The sequence below is a fragment of the Neobacillus niacini genome, from assembly GCF_030817695.1.
Lineage (GTDB): Bacteria > Bacillota > Bacilli > Bacillales > Cytobacillaceae > Neobacillus > Neobacillus niacini_F.
The window spans coordinates 1-21377 of the sequence record NZ_JAUSZQ010000002.1; the positions used below are offsets into that span (position 1 = coordinate 1).

General features: G+C 38.6%; 13 protein-coding genes and 2 riboswitches. Of the genes, 2 read left to right on the top strand and 11 right to left on the bottom strand.

The window, feature by feature from the left end:
• Positions 1 to 327: 327 nt before the first annotated feature.
• The 10 genes from ptsG to QFZ28_RS00270 form a co-directional block, all read right to left on the bottom strand.
• Entirely contained in the window at positions 328 to 2397 is a 2070-nt protein-coding gene (gene ptsG, locus QFZ28_RS00225; protein ID WP_307192853.1) for a glucose-specific PTS transporter subunit IIBC, read from the bottom strand.
• A 185-nt stretch (positions 2398 to 2582) separates the two neighbouring features.
• Positions 2583 to 3425: a glucose PTS transporter transcription antiterminator GlcT gene (gene glcT / locus QFZ28_RS00230; RefSeq protein ID WP_307192854.1), complete on the bottom strand. Its 843-nt coding sequence runs from the start codon at positions 3423 to 3425 to the stop codon at positions 2583 to 2585.
• Between the two features lie 209 nt (positions 3426 to 3634).
• A complete protein-coding gene (locus QFZ28_RS00235) occupies positions 3635 to 4960 on the bottom strand; it encodes an NCS2 family permease (RefSeq protein ID WP_307192855.1) in 1326 nt (441 codons plus the stop codon).
• A 99-nt stretch (positions 4961 to 5059) separates the two neighbouring features.
• Positions 5060 to 5161: riboswitch (purine riboswitch) on the bottom strand.
• A gap of 106 nt (positions 5162 to 5267) precedes the next feature.
• Positions 5268 to 6788 (bottom strand): glutamine-hydrolyzing GMP synthase, encoded by a 1521-nt coding sequence (gene guaA, locus QFZ28_RS00240; RefSeq protein ID WP_307192856.1) that lies wholly within the window; start codon positions 6786 to 6788, stop codon positions 5268 to 5270.
• A gap of 134 nt (positions 6789 to 6922) precedes the next feature.
• Positions 6923 to 7024: riboswitch (purine riboswitch) on the bottom strand.
• Between the two features lie 32 nt (positions 7025 to 7056).
• Entirely contained in the window at positions 7057 to 9258 is a 2202-nt protein-coding gene (locus QFZ28_RS00245; RefSeq protein ID WP_307192857.1) for a transglutaminase TgpA family protein, read from the bottom strand.
• Positions 9255 to 10466 carry a DUF58 domain-containing protein gene (locus QFZ28_RS00250; protein WP_307192858.1) on the bottom strand — a complete coding sequence of 404 codons (1212 nt, stop codon included), beginning with the start codon at positions 10464 to 10466 and terminating at the stop codon, positions 9255 to 9257. Before QFZ28_RS00250 ends, QFZ28_RS00245 begins: the two co-directional genes overlap by 4 nt.
• Before the next feature lie 2 nt (positions 10467 to 10468).
• Entirely contained in the window at positions 10469 to 11410 is a 942-nt protein-coding gene (locus QFZ28_RS00255) for an AAA family ATPase (RefSeq protein ID WP_373428102.1), read from the bottom strand.
• A gap of 191 nt (positions 11411 to 11601) precedes the next feature.
• Complete coding sequence (licT, locus tag QFZ28_RS00260) at positions 11602 to 12432, bottom strand: BglG family transcription antiterminator LicT (RefSeq protein WP_307192860.1); 831 nt, start codon at positions 12430 to 12432, stop codon at positions 11602 to 11604.
• 114 nt (positions 12433 to 12546) lie between these two features.
• Entirely contained in the window at positions 12547 to 13968 is a 1422-nt protein-coding gene (locus QFZ28_RS00265; protein WP_307192861.1) for a 6-phospho-beta-glucosidase, read from the bottom strand.
• 70 nt (positions 13969 to 14038) lie between these two features.
• Positions 14039 to 15961 (bottom strand): beta-glucoside-specific PTS transporter subunit IIABC, encoded by a 1923-nt coding sequence (locus QFZ28_RS00270; protein WP_307192862.1) that lies wholly within the window; start codon positions 15959 to 15961, stop codon positions 14039 to 14041.
• Positions 15962 to 16472: 511 nt separating this feature from the next.
• Here QFZ28_RS00270 and QFZ28_RS00275 point away from each other — a divergent pair.
• The gene (locus QFZ28_RS00275; RefSeq protein ID WP_307192863.1) at positions 16473 to 17915 is read left to right on the top strand and encodes a glycoside hydrolase family 1 protein; all 1443 of its coding nucleotides are present in this window, start codon (positions 16473 to 16475) and stop codon (positions 17913 to 17915) included.
• A gap of 680 nt (positions 17916 to 18595) precedes the next feature.
• On the opposite strand, the gene QFZ28_RS00280 is transcribed toward QFZ28_RS00275, so the two are convergent.
• A complete protein-coding gene (locus QFZ28_RS00280; protein ID WP_307192864.1) occupies positions 18596 to 20026 on the bottom strand; it encodes an alkaline phosphatase PhoX in 1431 nt (476 codons plus the stop codon).
• Positions 20027 to 20376: 350 nt separating this feature from the next.
• On the opposite strand from QFZ28_RS00280, the gene QFZ28_RS00285 reads away from it, so the two are divergent.
• The gene (locus QFZ28_RS00285; RefSeq protein WP_307192865.1) at positions 20377 to 21240 is read left to right on the top strand and encodes an endonuclease/exonuclease/phosphatase family protein; all 864 of its coding nucleotides are present in this window, start codon (positions 20377 to 20379) and stop codon (positions 21238 to 21240) included.
• The last annotated feature ends 137 nt before the right edge of the window (positions 21241 to 21377 follow it).

Genomic DNA, 21377 nt, shown 5'->3' on the forward strand with positions numbered 1-21377 from the left:
GCTTTTATAAAAAGCTAAAAAATTGTTTGTTGACGTTCTTGTTTGTTTAGTTTTCAAAGAGCAATATTCTAACTCTAATCACTTCATGAACAACTTCGCTCAGAAGCAACTCTATTACTATATCATTTAGCTAACTTAGCGTCAACACTTTTTTTAAAATGTTTTCGACGCTTGCGTGTTGTTAACTCGTATTAACGACCGCTAAAATATAATAACACCGTTACCAACTAACGTCAACAATATATTTAAATTATTTTCATTCCCCTTACATGACTATTTTATATAGAAGAAAGCCGACCCTCTAATGAGAGCCGGCTCCTTTATTCTTTATTTCGATATTTCAATAATTCCTGCTTGTTTTAGATTAACTTGACCTGGTTTTTCAATTACTACCTTTTCACCTTCAGCTAAATTAGTGAAGACAACTGGTGTAATGGTAGATGTAGCATGTTCTTTAATGTAATCTAAATCAACTTTTAGTAATGGCTGACCTTGTTCTACAATATCATTTTCAGATACTAATGTTTCAAATCCTTGCCCCTTTAGGTTTACCGTATCAATTCCAACATGGATTAGAATTTCACGTCCTGTATCAGACAGGATTCCAATTGCATGTTTAGTTGGGAATAGGTTAACTATTTTCCCGTTTACAGGAGATACAATTGTACCCTCTGCCGGAACAATCGCAAAGCCGTCACCCATCATTTTACCTGCAAACACTTGGTCAGGCACTTCTGTAATTGGTTTTAATTCACCTTTTAGCGGAGCCACAAATCCTTCACCTTCAGTCCCGCGTGCAGTTTGAAGCGCTTCCGGATTAATTTCCTCGATTTGCTTTTCCACACCTTTTTCAGGCGCTTTTACCGTTGTGCTTGGTTTTTTACCATTCATTATATCTTTCATTTGACCCTTAATGGTTTCCGAGCGCGGTCCAAAGATTGCTTGAATATTGTTCCCCACTTCTAAGACACCAGCAGCACCAAGTCTTTTCAATTGGTCTTTATCCACATCTTTAATATCATTAACTGACACTCGAAGACGGGTAATACACGCGTCTAAATGAGCAATATTTCCTTTACCGCCCATTGCCTCTAAAATGTTAGAAGCCAAATCACCCGAACCAGCTTTACCTGTTGTTGCTTGACTTTCTTCTTCCTCTAGCTCACGTCCTGGAGTTTTTAAATTAAAGGTACGAATCGCAAAACGGAAACCGAAGTAATAGACAACTGCAAATACTAGACCTACTGGTATAACAATCCACGCATTAGTTTGCGGGTTAATTAATCCAAAAAGAATATAATCAATTAAACCACCAGAGAAAGTCATCCCGATTTTTACATCTAACATGTGCATGATCATAAATGAGAATCCGGCGAAAATCGCGTGGATACCAAATAATATTGGTGCTACGAATAAGAATGAGAATTCAATTGGTTCTGTAATACCTGTTAAGAAGGAAGTCAAGGCTGCTGATGCCATTAATCCTCCAATTACTGCTTTCTTTTCAGGCTTTGCTTCATGATAAATCGCTAAAGCCGCCGCTGGAAGACCAAACATCATGAACGGGAATTTACCTGTCATAAATGTTCCAGCCGTTAGATTTTGAACATTGTCTGTGATTTGTGCCATGAAGATACGTTGGTCTCCACGAACCACTTCTCCTGCTTTCGTTGCATATTCTCCGAATTCATACCAGAATGGAGAATAGAAAATATGGTGTAAACCAAATGGAATTAATGAACGTTCAATCACACCGAAAATAAATGCAGAAATCGTTAAGTTGGCATGAACCATGTTTTGGGAGAATGCATTTAGGCCATTTTGAATTGGCGGCCAAATAAAAATCATCAAAATCCCTAAAACTAGAGCAGTTGCTGCCGTGATGATTGGAACAAAACGTTTACCTGCAAAAAATCCTAAATAAGATGGTAATTCAATCTCAAAAAACTTATTGTACATTGAAGCTGCTAAAATACCGACGATAATACCGCCAAATACTCCTGTTTGAAGAGTAGGGATTCCAAGTACACTCGCATAACTTAAGCCATTAACATCCTCAGCTGTAATACCAAGTACTGTTCCCATTGTTACATTCATAACCAAGTAGCCGATAATCGCAGCCAGACCCGCGGTTCCTTCTCCGCCAGCTAATCCTACAGCAACACCAACCGCAAACAAGAGCGGTAAGTTCCCAAAGATAATGTTTCCGGCATTCTGCATCACAGAAGCAATCAATTTAACCGTGCTATTATCTAGGAAGGGTGCTAATTCTAAAAGTGCTGGGTTTAATAGTGCCGCTCCTAAAGCAAGTAATATACCTGCAGCCGGTAATAATGCGACCGGAAGCATTAACGCTTTACCGACTTTTTGCAAGACGCCAAAAGCTTTTTTAAACATAATATATAACCTCCATTTTTTATATAGCTCATTAAGCGTTTTCATTTACCATAAAAACACAAAAAAGGCATGAGTAAAAGTTCAATTGAAATGAGACTACGGGTATAGATTACCCAAAAGTCTTGGTTTCAATTAATACTTTTCACTCATGCCTGATCGAATCAGTAACACGTAAAAAATAATAACTATTTAAATTTTTTCTGTATTCTCTGCAAATGCATGGTTAAATACACTGCTTCTGCGTCAAATACTTTCATTTTCAAGGTCTGTTGCATCACTTTAATGAGCTTCCATGAGAGATTATAGCATACGGGATATTCTTGTTTCAATAGGGAATTTATTTTTTCTGGTTCATCTACTTTTTCCCCTTTAACCACTCTCTCAATGGTGAATCGCAGGTGACGCACAAGCCTCATATAATCAATGCTTTCTTTATCAATTTCAATTTCAAACTGCTCTTCGACCATATTTACCAGCCTGCTGACCAGCTGTGAATGCTGATTAACTTCAGATAAGTTCCTATTTGTCATGGCACTGTGAATATGGAGAGCAATAAAACCTATCTCCCCCACAGGAAGAGCAATCCCAGTTTTTTTATTGATAAAGTCAACAACCTCGGTAGCAATTTCATATTCATGCCGATAAAGCGTTTTAGTTTCTACCAGAAACGGATTACTCATTTCCAGGCCTTTAGATATTCTGTTGATTGCAAACATTAAGTGATCAGTTAACGCAACATGGATATGCTCATCTAACGGCGTATGGGTTCTTTGTTTGATAAGTTCAATAGCTGAAATAATCACTTCTTGTAAATCAGTATCTATAAAAGGAAGTAATTTAAGATAATTTTGCTGCTCCCTTTCATCTTTAAGCACAAAGAGCTTTTCTACTGAATCTGTTTCAATAAAATCACCTTGTTTGCGATTGAAACCAATTCCTTTTCCGATCAAGACTACTTCTTCATAGGAAGGGTGTGCAGCAATCAAAACATTGTTATTTAATACTTTATCAATTAATAGCTTCGCCATTGCCTTCCTCCCCATTTTGTCCAAATTAGCTTAGTATTCTCATGTTATAAGAGACAAAACAAGAAGTCAACGACATTATTCGACAACCACCTACTTATATGCTATTAAAAAGAAACCAACCGTAAATACAAGCAAAGTAAATGTATTTCGTGAAATTATTCGCAGCATAAAAAAAGAGCCTGTGACTATCACAGACTCTTTAACTCAGGTTATAAAAATAAGAAGTATAGAATGAATATAACAAAGAAGAAGTACATGATTGGATGAATTTCCTTCGCACGTCCTTTAACAATCATGGTAATTGGGTAAAAGATAAACCCAATTGCAATACCTGTAGCAATGCTATATGTCAAAGGCATAGCAATCATCGTAAGGAAGGCTGGTACAGCTACTTCAAATTTTGTCCATTCAATTTTACCTAATGAAGCTACCATCAACGCGCCAACAATAATTAATGCAGGTGCTGTAACTGCTGCAGTAACAACTGATAATAAAGGGAAGAAAAACAGTGATAAAATAAACAATGCAGCTGTAACAAGTGAAGCAAACCCTGTTCTTGCACCCGCTGCTACCCCTGCAGATGATTCAATATAAGATGTAGTTGTTGAAGTACCAAGAACTGCACCGACAGTTGTTGCCACTGAGTCAGCAAGTAACGCTCTGCCTGCACGAGGTAATTTATTGTCCTTGATCATTCCTGCTTGATTCGCAACTGCTACAAGTGTCCCAGCATTATCAAAGAAATCGACAAACAATAGAGTCAAGATAATTCCAAGCATACCCATTGTGTAAAATGAACTATCACCTAAAGAAGAAAACGCAGCTCCAAATGTAGGTGCTAGACTTGGAACAGAATCGACGATTTTATCTGGTGTTTCAATTAAGTTAAAGATCATTCCTACAATAACAGTAATAATCATTCCTAAAAATACTGCTCCATTAATCCCTCTAGTCATTAGAATAACTGTCACAATGATTCCAAAAATCGCTAGTAAAGTTGGCCCAGCTGTCAAATCACCTAATCCAACAAGGGTTGCATCATTGTTTACTACAATACCTGCACTCTGTAATCCAATAAAGGTAATATATAAACCAATACCAGCACCGACAGCATGCTTTAACTCAATCGGAATCGCATTGATTAATTTCTCACGTAAACCAGTTAATGTTAATAAGAAGAAAAATACACCGGAAATGAATACTGCTCCTAAAGCATGCTGCCATGGAATGCCGCTAGCTAACACGATTGTATAGGCAAAGAAGGCGTTCAATCCCATACCAGGCGCTAAGGCAATCGGGAATTTTCCTAGAAGTCCCATAACAATGGAACCAATCGCTGCAGCCAATGCTGTCGCTACAAAGACTGCCCCGTAATCCATCCGCATTGCATCTGGTAAATCCGGTACACTTGATAGTGTCAATGTTAGCGGGTTAACCACTAATATATAGGCCATAGCCAAGAATGTTGTTATGCCGCCAATAATTTCACGACGATAATTCGTTCCTAATTCCTTAAACATAAAATATTTTTGCATTGGTTCTTCCCCCTAGGAATAAATCTGTATAAAACAAAAAAACGCTCCGATATCTACCGGAACGCTTGACTTGGGGCAAGTGTAATAAGAGGAATTTCCCTCCGTTTAACACTGCCTCGTAGTCAAGCCATTTACGGTGGCTCGGTAGAAACTCTTGGGCCTTATTCCCAATATTATACGAGTTAAATCGACAAATTATTTACATCTCCGTTATTCTACCAAGGATTATTTTTTTTGTAAATATAAAAAGCGAACGTTTTTAAAAATATATTTAAAAACGTTCGCTTTTAGAAGTATTATTTTGAATTTATTCCCATTCAATGGTTGCAGGCGGCTTGCTGGTAATGTCATAGACCACTCGGTTAACGTGAGCTACTTCATTAACAATCCGGGTTGAAATCACTTCAAGCACATCCCATGGGATACGTGCCCAATCGGAGGTCATCCCATCAATGGAGGTAACTGCGCGGATACCGATTGTATAATCATATGTCCGAGCGTCACCCATGACACCAACACTGCGAATGTCTGGAAGTACCGTAAAGTATTGCCAAATTTCACGGTCAAGTCCCGCCTTCTTGATTTCTTCACGGAGGATCCAATCAGATTCACGGACAATTTCGAGCTTATCTTCAGAAATCGCTCCTAAGACACGAATTCCAAGACCTGGTCCAGGGAATGGCTGTCTCCAAACAATATCATCGGGAATTCCAAGCTCTGTTCCAAGTGCACGAACCTCATCTTTAAACAATGTATTCAATGGTTCAATTAATTTAAATTGCATATCTTCAGGCAAACCGCCAACATTATGATGGGATTTAATGGTTTGCGCAGTGGCAGTTCCACTTTCGATAATATCGGTATAAAGTGTCCCTTGAGCTAAAAACTCAATTCCTTCTAGCTTAGTCGCTTCATCATCGAATACATAAATGAACTCGTTGCCAATGATCTTACGCTTCTTCTCAGGATCAGAAACGCCTTCTAATTTAGACATGAAACGTTCTTTCGCATCGACTTTAATCACGTTCATATGGAAGCCTTCAGCAAAAGTCTTCATTACACTCTCTGCTTCATTCTTGCGAAGTAAACCATGGTCAACAAAAATACAAGTTAGTTGATCACCAATCGCTTTATGAATAAGGACTGCAACAACAGAGGAGTCTACTCCGCCGCTAAGTGCGCAAAGTACTTTCTTGTCGCCAACTTGCTCACGGATTTTTGCCATTTCCACTTCAATGAAATTCCCCATTGACCAATCGCCTTTACACTCACATACATTAAAAACAAAATTCTTAAGCAGCTCATTTCCATATACGGAATGACGAACTTCTGGGTGAAATTGGACTGCATAAAGTTTCCTTGCTTCGTCACTCATAGCCGCAATCGGGCAGTGTGGGTTTGTTCCGTCAACCGTAAAGCCAGCTGGTGCTTCGACAACTAAATCTCCATGGCTCATCCAAACCACTTGCTCATTTGGCATATCATGGAAAAGCTTTGTTTGATTTTGAAGGTTCATTACCGCCTTCCCGTACTCACGGTTCTTCGCCTTTTCAACCTTCCCATCAAAGTGAACAGTCATTAGCTGCATCCCATAGCAAATTCCTAAGATAGGCAGACCCATTTCGAAAATTTCCTCATCACAGCGGAATGAGTTCTCATCATATACACTATTCGGTCCACCTGAAAAAATGATACCCTTTGGATTCATTTTTCTAATTTCCTCAGCGGTAATGGTATGCGGATGTAGCTCACTGTATACGCCGAACTCACGAATTCTGCGTGTAATTAACTGGTTATACTGACTTCCGAAGTCTAAAACTACAATCATATCTGTATTTATCAACACGTCCACCTCTTCCAAAATAATAAGGATAGTATTTACTTAAATAACAAAAAAAAACTAGAATTCTCCTCCCCAAATAGACCAGGAAGGCAGAATTCTAGCTTTTTCACAATTGCTATAGCCGAAATTTCTGCCTTCATAGTCAGGTTATTTATGGTAACCCGGTAGAGACTCTCGAACCCTATTTTCGAGGATATATGAAGGAATACTCATTAAATTTACGCCTTATTGTAACAATAGGTTGTTTTATCGGTCAAGCAATTGTCTTTTTAATTAAATTTTCCCATAATTCCCGTGAATCCTTCCAGCTTCCTTCGGGGAGTTTCTGATGGTAAAGATATTGCTCATATCTATCCGTCAGCTTAGACATCTCTCTAGAAGCAAAGAATGTATCAATGTATCGGGCATAATTTCTTAATGTTTGATTCTCATTTCGCTTTAAGCCGTACCTCTCTAGTTGTTCTAAAAGGATAAGATAAGCTTTACCAATATTTTCATCCTTTTTTCTTAAACGGAACTGAAGTAAATATAAACGAGGAATCCACTTTCCTCGTAACCTATACATTAGGCAAGCTGCACCAATGACTACACCAGCTAAACCAATAATCCATTCCCCGTTTTGATTGAAGAACGTTTTAATGCTAAGCCAGAAACCACTAAATGAAAAAGTTTGTTCTGTCTTCTTGGAACTGCCGCTTTCTTCGTCCAGGTTCCGCTGTGGCTTTGGTGTCGGCGTTGCCGTTGTTTCAGCAGCAGGAGTTGTTCCATCATTGTTTGTAAAATCAATTGAAACACTATTCGTGAATCCCTTTGTTGGTTCAAATGGAACCCATCCTTGATTAGGAAAATAAACTTCAACCCAGGAATGGGCATTATTATTGGTGATTTCATAAATTTGTTTCGAAGAATTATCTTCGCTGTATTCTAAAAACTCCCCGCCAGTATAACCTTTAACCCAGCGTGTAGGAATTCCGATTGATCGGAGCAAAACCGCCATCGAGGTGGAAAAATTATCACAGTACCCTATTTTTGTTTCAAATAGAAATTGGTCCACGTAATCCTCATTTTCTCCCGGAACGGCTACATCACTCTGACTGTAAGTGAACCCAGAGCCGCCAAAATAGCGCTCCACGGCTTTTGCTTTATCAAACCAGTTTGTTTCTTTTTCTGTGATACTCTCAGCCAGTTCCCTCACTCTATCAGGCAGGTTATCCGGCAATTGCGTATATCTTGCGAGAAATTCTGCATGAATCTGTTGCGGGTTTGCCGCAGTTGTTTCCCTTAGCTCAGTTGCCTTATAATTCGGAACCTTATACTCCACTGAATAGGAATCAGGAGCAATTGGACTAGAGTCAAAACCGTTCAATATAGAGATCTTTTCCTTAGTTGAGTCGATTTCTAAATTATAATCACGTTGAAATTGTACCCTTTGGATACCAGCCGGATAGATGACGTGATCATAATCCATAAACATTAATAAGGAAGCACTCTCATCCCGGGTTTCAACATTAGAAGGGATAGGGGAAACAGGTATTAACTCCTCTCCTCCTATTCGGAAGGGAGTCGATTCAGAAGGAATCCACCCTTTTCCTGTATAATGGTCCTTTGTTTCTACCTTCCAATAATTCTTTTCTGCAGCTTCACTTCGAAATACGATACTGTCATCGCCAATAAAAGGACCGCCTAAACGGGAATCATCTGTGCCGTAACCCACTTTGGCAATCCCATTGCCTGCCACATCTTCGCCACCTTTATTGCCTGCAGCCTTTAGGTATGGAACAGGGTCTGGCCATATCGGCGCGAACTTTGGAGCAATAATGCCAACGAAAACGCTAGAAGCAATCATTAAAACTAACGGTCTCATCCATTTTCGAGTAGTAAAGGAATCACTATTTACTTGTTCCTTACCGAGAATTCGGTAATAGGTTAACATCCCCATCACAGCAAACCCAACTACAACCGTTCGGATAATGGCTGTTTTTGCACTATAAAGTGTAAATGTATCTAAAACGGTAATATAAATGAGTGTCATAAAGAAGAAAATGAAAATTCTTTTCCGATTCAATAACCAATAATGAACTAAGTACACCATTAACCAAAGAAGAATAAACAACAAGAATGTCCTAAATTCATTGGTCAACCCTAACCAATTGCGAGCCACTATCCTGCTAAAATTTGTGGTCAATTCATTGGTAAAAAAAGTTAACCAACCCAATTGAAAGAACCCTTCCCCATAATGAAACATATTAACTGAGAAAAAGATAAACCATAATTTTATTATCATCTGCCAAATCCACTTCATCCTAAGAAAAGCCAATGTAAAAGATAAGAGGATAAAAATGACGAACATTTCAATATGATCGGTCGTTGTTAATTGCCCAATTGGACGGAGCCATTCCCATAGCAGCAAAAAACCAAACAAGTATAGTAGAAACGACTGAAAATCTCTTTTCATCGCAAATTCACCTCCGAAAAGGCATGACCAAATTGCCCTTCATGAACCATCACTACACGTACATTTCGTGCATTTGCCAGTGCAATTAGTGATCTTTCGTCTTCTGTTGGAGACTCCTTTTCCCCTTTTATAAGAAATAGAGTAATCTTCCCCTTTCTTTGCCCTAGGAAGCCAGCCTTTTCTATTAATGGCTTCGTTAAATGAGCCGATACTAATAAGAAGGATACGGTTTGTTGGACAAACATCCCCTCAGTCTCTAACACTTTTTCAAACGAGGAAAGACACTTTGCTTCTATCTTTGCTAAATGATAGAAAAGCTGGTGGAGTTGATTTTCTCCGCCCCTTATAGGAAATGTTGCTCTTTCACGGCTAATGGTCAATAGCCCAATTTGTGCTCCTTTTTTCAAAACAGCACGTAATAAAGAAGCGGTAAAGGAAACGACTGCTTCAAAATGCTGACCAGGTGCGCAATCCATCGCCACAAACACATCATGAGATTGACGCTGTTCAAATTCCTTTGTCATGATTTCATTTCGCTTTGCAGAGGCTTTCCAGTTAATCCATGAAAATCGATCACCAGGCTGGTAATCCCGGACACCAATCGCCAATGTGGTATCACGCTGTACCCGCTCCCTTGACGCTGTCATCCCTTGATCAAAATGGGTTTCAAAGGGGCGGTACAGTAAGTCAGTATAAGCTGGGTAGACAATGATTTTACTTTCATTTGTCTGTACCTTTTCTTTCTCAACTAAGCCGAGTATATCACCGGTTTTGACGAAAAAACCGTGAAATATATGCTCTCCCCGTGGAAGTTCATCAATGACGTATTCATAGGAAAAATTCTTCCTAAACCCCGGCAATACTAATGTCTTTGCCTTCTCTTTCTTATGGGTTAGAGTGTCATCTATTTGATCCTCAATGAACAGATAAAATATAGGAAAAAGTGATTTTCTCTTTACATTTACAGTTATCTTCAACGCTTCGCCGGCATTGTAATCACTTTGGGGTATATGTCGAGTTATTTCCAGCTCATTCAAGGAATAGAAGGATAAACAGATACAATAAAGAGCAAAAGGCAAAAAGCTATAAAATAAAAACCAGCTTACAAATCCGCCTTGAAACATGGCATAAGAAAAGGTAAGCATAATCAAAAATAGTAAGACGACAAACTTCCATACTTTTTTGAATGGAATCCATAACTTTTTCATCGTTACTTCACAAGCCTTTGGATTGGAACAGGAATCCTCGCAATCACTCGAGTGACAATTTCTTCTGCAGAAATTCCTTCAAATTTTGCTTCTGATTTTAAAATAATCCGATGAGATAAAACAAACGGTGCTAAGTATTGAATATCGTCAGGAAGGATATAGTCTCGGCCATACATAAAGGCATAGGCCTGTGCCGTTTTCATGAGGGCAATGGATCCCCTTGGACTGGCACCAAGGTACACTCCAGAAAAGTTTCTCGTTAGGTTAACGATGTCAACAATATATCGTTTAATCGTTGGGTCGACATAGACTTCTTTGATTTCCTTTTGCAATGCGATTAATCCTTCTAGGTCAATCACTGGATAAAGGTCTTCGATCGGCGGGACTTTTTGTGCTCGATTTAAAACTTCTATTTCTTCATCTACATCGGGGTAGCCCATTTTCATTTTTAATAAAAAGCGATCCAATTGTGCTTCTGGCAGCGGATAAGTCCCTTCGTACTCAATGGGATTTTGTGTCGCCATAACAAAAAATGGCTTTTGCAGCCGATGGGTAACGCCATCAATGGTTACACTCGCCTCTTCCATTCCTTCAAGCAGCGCCGACTGGGTCTTTGGCGACGTCCGGTTTATTTCATCGGCGAGAATAATATTCCCCATCAATGGTCCCGGCCGGAATTGAAATTCCATTTCTTTTGGGTTATATATCGAAATTCCTGTAACATCTGACGGCAGTAAGTCAGGAGTAAACTGAATCCTCCGAAAGTTAGCATTTACAGACTTGGCAAGAGCACGGACCATCATAGTCTTCCCCACACCAGGTACATCCTCCAGCAGCACATGACCTTCTGCTAATAAGGCAATAAGGCTTAGTTCGGCTACATTCCTTTTTCCAATCATAACCTTTTCAATGTTTAAGAGTATTTTTTCTATTATCGGGTTCATTTGTTCACGGGCCACTTTATATCCTCCTCAACAGTTCTATCTATATAGAACAATTATATCTCATGTATTCTATTTTACTTTAGGAAATTCCTGTAAAAAGTAACGCAATATTCAAAAACTAAATAAAATCGAAAAAGGCCTTCCACCAGTTTTAATAACTGATGAAAGGCCTTTTCTATAGATCACCAACTTTAGCGATTTACCACTCTTTGTATATGAATTGCCAAGTATAATTTTTCATTATTTGTAAGACTATAGTCAAATTGATTTTCAATGTAATCATTGATTTTTTCTGTACATATAAATGCCTCTTTATGCTTTTGCTTAAAGGACTCATACAGGAATGGATCATCGTCTTCAATATAATTCTTGCTATAAAGTCTCTGAGCAAAAAATTTCAAATGCGTCACAAATCGAAAATAATTTAATGATTCCTCGTCAAAACTAATTTTATAATGATATTTCACTATGTTTAGGATATCTTGCATGACTCTCGTAATATTAGCGACATTTGGCATTTCTTCATTCAAGCCTGAGTTAACGATGTGCATGGCAATAAAACCAGCTTCATCCTCCGGCAAGAGGACACCTATTTTCTCTTTAACTACTTTTAATGCCTCCATACCGATTAAAAACTCATCCTTATAAAACCTTTTGATTTCCCACAATAAAGCATTTTTTATATCGTAGCCTTTTTGGTGTCTATCTACAGCAAAGTGAATATGGTCGGTTAAAGAGACATAAATGCTGTCGTTAAGGTTTCTACCTAACCTGCTTTTAGCGAGTTGGATGATACTCTCCGTTATTTCCATGTATTCAATAGGCACTTCATATAAAAGAGTCTTGAATCTCTCAGATAAATCGTTATTTTTTAAGACAAAGGTCTTTTCAATCTTTTCTTCGTCCACAGTATCTCCGGGCTTTTTTTGAAATGCTAGACCTCTCCCCATGACCACTAATTCTTGGTTTTTCTCATTAAATGCACTGATAACATTATTATTAAATACTTTAGCTATTTTCATTTGACCACCTATATATGTTAGATATGGTTTTAATAACTGATTTAGTGATCGTTAAAAAATCTAGAGATTGGAAAGTAGGAAAGCCATAACAGCTTTCCTACTTTATAGTATATATTATAGTTTTTCTCCATTGGTTGCAATGACACCCTTATACCATTCGAAACTCTTCTTCTTTGAACGCTTGAGCGTCCCATTGCCCTCATTATCCTTGTCCACATAAATGTAGCCATAGCGCTTTTTCATCTCACCAGTTGAAGCACTGACAAGATCAATTGGCCCCCAGCTGGTATAGCCGAGAATTTCAACTCCGTCTTCAATCGCTTCAGACATTTCTGCCACGTGCTTACGTAAATACTCGATGCGGTAATCGTCGTTAACACTTCCATCTTCTGTTGGAACATCGACTGCACCTAAGCCATTTTCAACAACGAATAGAGGTTTTTGGTAGCGATCATATAATTGGTTCGCGGTAATACGGAAGCCCTTCGGGTCAATTGTCCACCCCCACTCAGACTTTTCAAGGTAAGGATTTTCAATGGAACCGAACACATTGCCTTCAGTGGTCTTATTAATTTCTGGATCCGTACTTGTTGTGCGGCTTGCATAATAACTGAAGCCAATATAATCTACCGTATGATTCCTTAGAAGCTCTTCATCCTTCTCTTCCATTTCAATCGTCAGGTTATTATCCTTGAAAAATCTTTTGGCATAGCCTGGGTATTGCCCCCGAGATTGCACATCGATAAAGAAGAACGAATCACGGTCTTTTTCCATTGCATCAAAAATATCATCGGGGTTACATGAATACGGATATGTTTGACCTGCTGCCAACATACAGCCAATTTTCACATCAGGAATGATCTCATGTCCAGCTTTTACTGCCAAGCTACTTGCCACCAATTGGTGATGCGCAGCTTGGTATTTTACCTGCTTTTTATCTTCTCCCTCGTTAAAGACAAGGCCAGCTCCAACAAACGGCAAGTGCAGAAGCATATTGATTTCATTAAACGTCATCCAGTACTTTACTTTGTCTTTATATCTTTTAAAAAGAGTTGTAGCATATGTTTCAAAAAAGTTAACCAGCTTGCGATTTCTCCAGCTGCCATAATTTTTCACTAAGTTAACGGGTACATCAAAATGGGCAATCGTTACCACAGGCTCGATACCATATTTTAAGAGTTCATCAAATACATTGTCGTAAAATTGAAGTCCTGCTTCGTTCGGCGCGGCATCATCTCCATTTGGGAAAATCCGAGCCCAAGAGATAGATAAACGCAATGCTTTGAAGCCCATTTCAGCAAAAAGCGCAATATCTTCTTTGTAAGTGTGGAAAAAGTCTATTGCTTCATGTGATGGATAAAATTCACCTTCAAGTGGTTCATACGAAGGCAGATTCCCAAACATAATCTCCCAGCGTTTATTCCCTGTTGGTAATAAATCAACCGTTGTTAATCCCTTTCCGTCAGCTAAATAAGCACCTTCCGCTTGGTTAGCTGCAATCGCGCCGCCCCATAAAAATCCGTTAGGAAAAGCCATTTTATCCTTCCTTTCTTTAAACACAGGAAGAAAGGAAAAGCAAACCTTTTCCTTTCTTCAATAAAAATGATTAATTCGTCACTAGTTTCATTAATTGATTACCTGTTTTTACTTGCTTTTGATTTGTTAACTGTAAGCTGTATTCCTTATGGTTCGTCACGACAACAGGTGTTGTTAACGGCTTACCTGCTTTTTTAATTTGCTCGATATCGAACTCAATTAATAATTGACCTTTTTTCACATACTCACCTTGAGTAGTATGCGCTTTGAAATACTTTCCTTCTAATTGAACCGTATCCATTCCAATATGCATTAGAATTTCTGCACCTGAATCAGTTGTAATTCCAATCGCATGATTCGTTGGGAACAATGCCGATACAGTTCCAGATACAGGAGCGAGTAACTTACCTTCGCTTGGTTCAATTGCCACACCGTGTCCAAGTGCACCAGATGAAAACGCAGCGTCTTCAATTTCTGATAATGCTAGTACTTTCCCATTTAATGGGCTAACCAATTCTTCATTTTGGACCTTAGTTGCTGCAATTTCCTTAGAAGCAGTAGTTGTTTCATTTGTACCCTTTGAAGTCTTCTCTTGATTAATTCCACCGAATAAATAAGTTAAAACAAATGCTACTGCAAAACCTGCGACCAAAGCAATAATCGATCCATAGAAACTCATATCAAGTCCTGCACCTGGTTTGATAAAGGCTGGGAAAACGAATACACCCATTCCACCAAACATCCATAATTTACCTGCAGTTGCACCGATGATACCTCCACCAACTGCACCACCGATACAGCTCATGATGAATGGTTTTTTAAGCGGTAATGTAATACCGTAAATAGCCGGTTCTGTTACACCGAAAATACCTGAAATGAAAGATGAAACGCTAAGTGATTTTAATGTTTTGTCTTTAGTTTTTAGCATAACGGCTAATACTGCACCGATTTGTGCAAAACATACCATAACGGTTGTTGCTAATACTGGGTCGTTACCCATAGTAGTCAAGTTGTTAATTGCGATTGGAACAAGACCCCAATGAAGACCGAAGATAACAAATACTTGCCATAATCCGCCTAGAATTAAACCAGCTACAAGAGGGCTTAACTCATAAATCCATACAGTCGCTGCACCTAACAAACTGCCCGCCCATGTTGAGATCGGTCCGATTGCTAGGAATGTTACTGGTACCATGATCGCAATTGTAAAGAATGGAACTACGAATGTTTTTACAACATCTGGAATAATCTTCTTTAACCCTTTTTCTACTCTTGAAGCTACAAAGGCTGATAGAATAATTGGAATAACGCTTGATGCATAACTCATCATTATTACAGGAATCCCTAAGAATGTAATGTGTATTGGTGATTCAAAGAGTGTACCTTTGAAAAGCACCGTGGAAACTTCCCCTGTTGTTAATGTTGCTAATGTAGGGTGTACCAAGGCTGCGGCGATCGCCATCCCGATAAACGGTGAACCGCCAAATTTCTTCATTGCTGTATATCCTAAGAAAATTGGCAAGAAGTTAAATAGTCCATCCCCAGCAATATTCAATAGTTGGTAAGAGCCAGAAGTTGCTTCGACCCAACCTAACGCTAAGATTAAGGCAGCAAACCCTTTAATCATACCTGTTGCAGCAAGAACGCCTAAGATTGGTTGGAAAACACCTGAAATCATATCAATGAATTTCGCACCCAAACTCGTTTTTTCATCACTGCTTGAATCACTGTTTTCGCTTACAGAACCAAGGTTTCCAACTTGTAAAACAGCGGCATACACATCAGGGACATGGTTTCCGATAACGACCTGATATTGTCCTCCGCTTTTCATAACGGTAACAACACCATCCATATTTTTTAACACTTCTGTATTAGCTTTCTTTTCATCCTTTAACTTAAAGCGGAGACGTGTAATACAGTGAACAAGACTGGAAACGTTTTCTTTTCCGCCCACATTTGCAAGAATATCTTTTGCTAACTGTTCGTATTTCATATTTTGACCCTTCCTTCTTTATTTGATTTTATTTTTATCTGAATTTAATTTTTATCAAATAAAAAACCTGACCTGATTAGATACAGTACACACTCATAGCAAAGAGCGTGTCTTACTCTAATCAGATCAGGTTATGCCCACTTAAGGTAACATTCCTGCAAAGGAATTTTATTAAGTTTTATTTGATACGTGTAATTTATCACGGGTATTTGGTATATGTCAACGCTTTCTCTTTAAAAAAATTAATAGATTAATTGAAACCCGAAAACCATCTTATATATATATAAATACAAAAAAATAACGGTTACAAAAATTCTTGCCTGTTAAAAAAAATCATGTTATAGTAAACGCAATTAAACAAACAACCTTTTAGGATTGTTACTGGTTATGCAGGCAAAACCTAAATCACGTATTCTATGAGACCCTTATGTCTTCATTACGTGGTTTAGGTTTTTTTATTTGCTTTTTTAGGTAAGCAGTAAGCGTAACCAAAAAAATGGAGGGATTCTATATGAATAAAACAACATATCAATTTCCAGAAGGATTTTTATGGGGCGGCGCTACAGCTGCTAACCAATTAGAAGGTGCCTATCTTGAAGGCGGCAAAGGAATGAATCTAGCAGATGTCATGCCTGGTGGAAAAGTAAGATTAAAGGTTATTTCAGAACCCGGTTTTGATTTTAAAATTGATAGCGAGAAATATGTTTATCCGAACCATGATGGCATTGATTTTTATCACCGTTACAAAGAAGATATCGCACTATTTGCTGAAATGGGCTTTAAAACATATCGAATGAGTATAGCTTGGAGCCGGATTTTCCCTAAAGGTACCGAATTAGAACCAAATGAAGAAGGTTTAGCTTTCTATGACCGTGTATTCGATGAATTAGAAAAATATAATATTGAACCGGTTGTTACGATTTCTCACTATGAGATTCCGCTTTATCTAATCACTGAATATGGCGGTTGGCGTAACCGTGAAGTGATCGGTTTCTTTGAACGTTATGCAACAACATTGTTCAAACGCTATAAAAACAAAGTAAAATACTGGTTAACATTTAACGAAATCAACGGTGCAACACACATGCCGCTTCTTGGACTTGGTTTCTCACCAGAAACGGAAGAAACAAAGTTACAAGATAGTTTCCAAGGTCTTCATCACCAATTTGTAGCAAGTGCCCTTGCTGTAAAAGCGGGACATGAAATCATTCCTGGAAGTCAAATCGGCTGTATGCTTATCTATGCACCAACCTATTCTTATGATTGCAATCCTGAAAATGTGTTACATGCACTACAAGAGGAACGTCTATTTAACAATTATTGTGGTGATGTACAGGTTAGAGGAGCTTATCCAGCGTTTGCAAACCGTTTCTTTAAAGAAAACAGCATTAGCCTTGAAATTAAAGAGGGTGACTTAGAAATCATTAAGGAAGGTACTGTTGATTTCATCTCCTTCAGTTACTATATGTCACGCACAGATAAAAAGCATAAAACACCAGAGGAAATTGGACAAGGTAATCTAATTGGCGGCGTTAAGAACCCATTCTTAAGCGCTAGTGATTGGGGCTGGGAAATCGACCCTACTGGACTTCGAATCGCTCTAAACCAATTATATGACCGTTATCAAGTGCCATTATTCGTCGTAGAAAATGGACTCGGCGCTTATGATAAAGTCGAAGAGGATGGCTCAATCAATGATGATTATCGTATTGATTATCTAAGAAGCCATATCGATGCAATGGGTGAAGCGATTGAAGATGGTGTGAATTTAATGGGATATACTCCATGGGGCTGTATCGACCTAGTGAGTGCGTCAACAGGCGAAATGTCCAAGCGTTATGGCTTTATCTATGTAGATAAGCATGATGATGGAAGTGGTACGCTTGAGCGTAGTAAGAAGAAATCATTCTTCTGGTACAAAAACGTGATTGCTACAAACGGGCAAGAACTATAAGAATGTAAAAAGCAGAGACCTAGAATACTTTAAAGGGTTCCGTATTCGGGTGCTTCCTTATTAAAGACACAAGAATTGACGTATGAATTGGCATACGTCTTTTTCTTTATTTATCAAGGTTGCCACGAAATTTAATTAACTTTGACATACAATTAACATCATTATTACGATGGACAATAATATTGTACATTAAAAAAGAGAGTCAAAACTTCTGTCATTTGTAGTGCCGTTTTAAATGCAATTTTATTGATCTTTATAAGCTGGTCGATTAATTCCCGCATTTATGATTAAGAGGGTCCACACTTACCGGTTGGGGAATAAGTTAGATTAAGCACCCGAGCTGATAGATAGACGGAAAATTTCCGCTTAATTAGTATTTATTATTAAACAAGGCTTAAATAGACGGAGAAATTCCGCCTATTAGTTCGAAAAATTCGAAAATGGGAGATTTTGCTTTGCATAGTCGGAAAAACTCCCCTTATTTACCCCGAAACGAGCTCCATTCTGCATTTAACCGGAAAATCTCCGCTTATTTTAACTTTTACTTGTTACTAGATTAAGGACAAGAAATCTTATTTTCCTAATAAAGAAACTCGCCAATTCTATGGCGAGTTTTACCTTTTTATGATACTTAATCTCTGTTCTTTTGGTGTTTTTAAATTGTTTATTACTAAATTAAATTATAACTCTATCCCATGACGTTCAAATGCAGCTGCTTCTAGAACGGACATACCTTGCGCCTCGGCAGCCTTAGCCACTTTTTCCGAAACTTGCGGTGCAAGATTGGCAGGAGCAGCGTAGGACATTTCTCTTGAGCGAGCAGAGTTTCTACGTTGGAACGGTCCCCAGATCGCAAAAGTTTGGCCTGGACTTTGAATATTAACAAAAAGCGTGTTTCCATCAGGCGAGAACGTTGGGCCTGCTAATTCAGACCCACTTTGACGGTTGTGGGCAAATGGATAGATTTTGCCTTCTGGAGTAATTCCCATAAGTCTATCGTCACCTGAACCATCTTCTGCATACCAAAGGTCGCCCCATGGAGTCATACAAATATTATCTGGATATTCCATTTCTCGTGCATCATTTCCCTCATAGAAAAGCTCCAATGTATTAGTGTGAGGAATATAACGGTAAACGCGGCCGAGTTTTTTGTCGCCGGCAGAGGTATCATCGAACCAGAAAACACCCTCTTGGAAGAACGCTCCCTCAAGTCTAGAGAACTTAATGCAATTCTGTACAGCAGCTTCCTCACGGCACAAATGAGGATCTACTTGCTTCCAAACAATTTTAAATGTTTGTCCTGTTTTAAAAGTGCTTGCAACTGGATCAGTTACCGCTTCAATCGCAGCTGCATACAGCGTACCGCCTTCTTGTAACGCGCCAGGCTTTTGGCTCGTGTTATTTGGGATAAAACGGTAAAGGTAGCTTGGGCTCGCATCTTCAGTTAAGTATACATATCCTGTAGATGGGTCAATTGCACAGGCTTCGTGTGCAAAACGGCCCATCTCCTTGATTGGAGTTTTGGACATATCGTTTTCCGGCTGCTGTGGATCTACTTCGAATACATATCCGTGTCCCGTAGAACGGTTTTCTTCACAAGTCAGCCAAGTGCCCCAAGGTGTTGCACCACCAGCACAATTTCGCATTGTTCCTGAAGACGTTACATATTCTTTAATAACTTCGCGATTAGCTCCAACAACTAGAGCCGTTGTACCGCCTTGAGCATTTGCATTATACGGATTGCTTCCAAATGCTGGACCTGTCCCTAATTCATGATTACGAACAAGGATGGTCGTATTGTTTGGACCTTCAAAAGCTGCCATCCCATCAAAGGCGCCCGGGATTATTGCTCCGTTTGACATTAGACCGCCTTCTTTAGAGATAATTTTGTAATGAAACCCTTCTGGAAGGTCGAGAATTCCATTCGGATCCGGCACCAAAGGACCGTAACCGCCAAAACCGCCGGTTGGATTATTCGTCGTATCTGCAAACGCTTTTGAACCAAGTGCTAATACCCCTGTTGAGCCAAGTGTGAGGGCAAGTGTCCCCATTCCTCCCGCTTTTAAAAAGTCTCTCCTGTTCAAGCCATTTTTAGAAGTTTCATTATTCAAGACTATCTCTCCTCAACTATTAAATATGAATCTAGTAATAGATTAAATTGAAAGTTTTAAGGAAAAGTAGGATTCCTGTAAAAATTCAGTAAATGAATGATAAGGAATTGTAAATAGGTCTTATTTTTACTAGAAATCAATTTAAAAAAATCCTAACTACACCTGATTATTAGTTCCAGGGTTCTTTTAAGCCTAAGGTTATTTAAATACATGAACTCCGTACGAAAAACATTAACTGAATACTTCACCAATTCTTAACATTTCTTAATATGGCGTTTACACTCAAGAAATTATTTCTTCACATTTCTTCCGTACTATTTAATAGAATCTACTAGGGGAGGAAATAAGTAATGAAATTCACTAAATTTGTAATGTGCCTGATGTCTATTGCATTTTTTATGGGTTCTCTAATTGGGACACAGTCAAAAGCAACAGCAAATGGAACGGATTTTGAACGTGGTGTATCGGTCAATGTGAAGGTGATGTCATATAACATTCATCACGCTGAAGGCGTTGATAAAGTATTGGATTTGGAACGAATTGCTAAGATTATCGAGGATGAAGGAGCAGAGATTATTGGACTTCAGGAAGTGGACAACCACTGGTCAGAACGCAGTGCTTTTAAAGACCAAGCAAAATGGTTGGCTGAGCGGCTTGGAATGTTTTATGTCTATGCTGCCAACTTGGACAGAGATCCAGTAAACGAAGGGGAACCGCGCCGTCAGTATGGAACAGCGATCTTGAGTAAGTATCCGATTTTGAACTCTGAAAACCACTCTCTTACGAGAATCGGAAATACAGAACAGCGGGGTCTCCTTGAAGCTACCATTAATGTAAAAGGAAATCACCTACATTTTTATAATACACATTTAGCTTTAACAACAGCCGAGCGTGAAATACAAATGAAGGAAATCATTGCAATTGCAGCAGAATCCAAAGGACCAAAAGTAATTATGGGAGATTTAAACGCTGTCCCAGAAAGCATTGAAATGCAGCCGATGTATGCACATTATCTTGACGTATTTGCGGATCAGCCTGAAGCTTATACCTATTCGGCTACGAAGCCTACTAAACGTATTGATTATATTTTTACCTCAACCGATATTAAAACGGTAGAAACGGATGTAATTAATACATTAGCTTCCGATCACCTGCCAATTACAGCTGAAATTGTATTGGAAAGACTCGAACCTTATTATAATGGCGGAAAGTAAAAACTAGGAAAAATACCCATCAGGCTGTAATGGCTTGGTGGGTATTTTTTTGATTAAGTCACCTACCTTCAAATAATACCTCTAATCTATTAATAGATTTTATAAAACATCGGAGGACAAAAAGAGGACAATTTGTC

What these genes read in the sequence shown, in the direction of transcription:
- ptsG (WP_307192853.1), bottom strand. Translation starts at nt 2,397, where the DNA reads ATGTTTAAAAAAGCTTTTGGCGTCTTGCAAAAAGTCGGTAAAGCGTTA.
- glcT (WP_307192854.1), bottom strand. Translation starts at nt 3,425, where the DNA reads ATGGCGAAGCTATTAATTGATAAAGTATTAAATAACAATGTTTTGATT.
- QFZ28_RS00235 (WP_307192855.1), bottom strand. Translation starts at nt 4,960, where the DNA reads ATGCAAAAATATTTTATGTTTAAGGAATTAGGAACGAATTATCGTCGT.
- guaA (WP_307192856.1), bottom strand. Translation starts at nt 6,788, where the DNA reads ATGATTGTAGTTTTAGACTTCGGAAGTCAGTATAACCAGTTAATTACA.
- QFZ28_RS00245 (WP_307192857.1), bottom strand. Translation starts at nt 9,258, where the DNA reads ATGAAAAGAGATTTTCAGTCGTTTCTACTATACTTGTTTGGTTTTTTG.
- QFZ28_RS00250 (WP_307192858.1), bottom strand. Translation starts at nt 10,466, where the DNA reads ATGAAAAAGTTATGGATTCCATTCAAAAAAGTATGGAAGTTTGTCGTC.
- QFZ28_RS00255 (WP_373428102.1), bottom strand. Translation starts at nt 11,410, where the DNA reads ATGAACCCGATAATAGAAAAAATACTCTTAAACATTGAAAAGGTTATG.
- licT (WP_307192860.1), bottom strand. Translation starts at nt 12,432, where the DNA reads ATGAAAATAGCTAAAGTATTTAATAATAATGTTATCAGTGCATTTAAT.
- QFZ28_RS00265 (WP_307192861.1), bottom strand. Translation starts at nt 13,968, where the DNA reads ATGGCTTTTCCTAACGGATTTTTATGGGGCGGCGCGATTGCAGCTAAC.
- QFZ28_RS00270 (WP_307192862.1), bottom strand. Translation starts at nt 15,961, where the DNA reads ATGAAATACGAACAGTTAGCAAAAGATATTCTTGCAAATGTGGGCGGA.
- QFZ28_RS00275 (WP_307192863.1), top strand. Translation starts at nt 16,473, where the DNA reads ATGAATAAAACAACATATCAATTTCCAGAAGGATTTTTATGGGGCGGC.
- QFZ28_RS00285 (WP_307192865.1), top strand. Translation starts at nt 20,377, where the DNA reads ATGAAATTCACTAAATTTGTAATGTGCCTGATGTCTATTGCATTTTTT.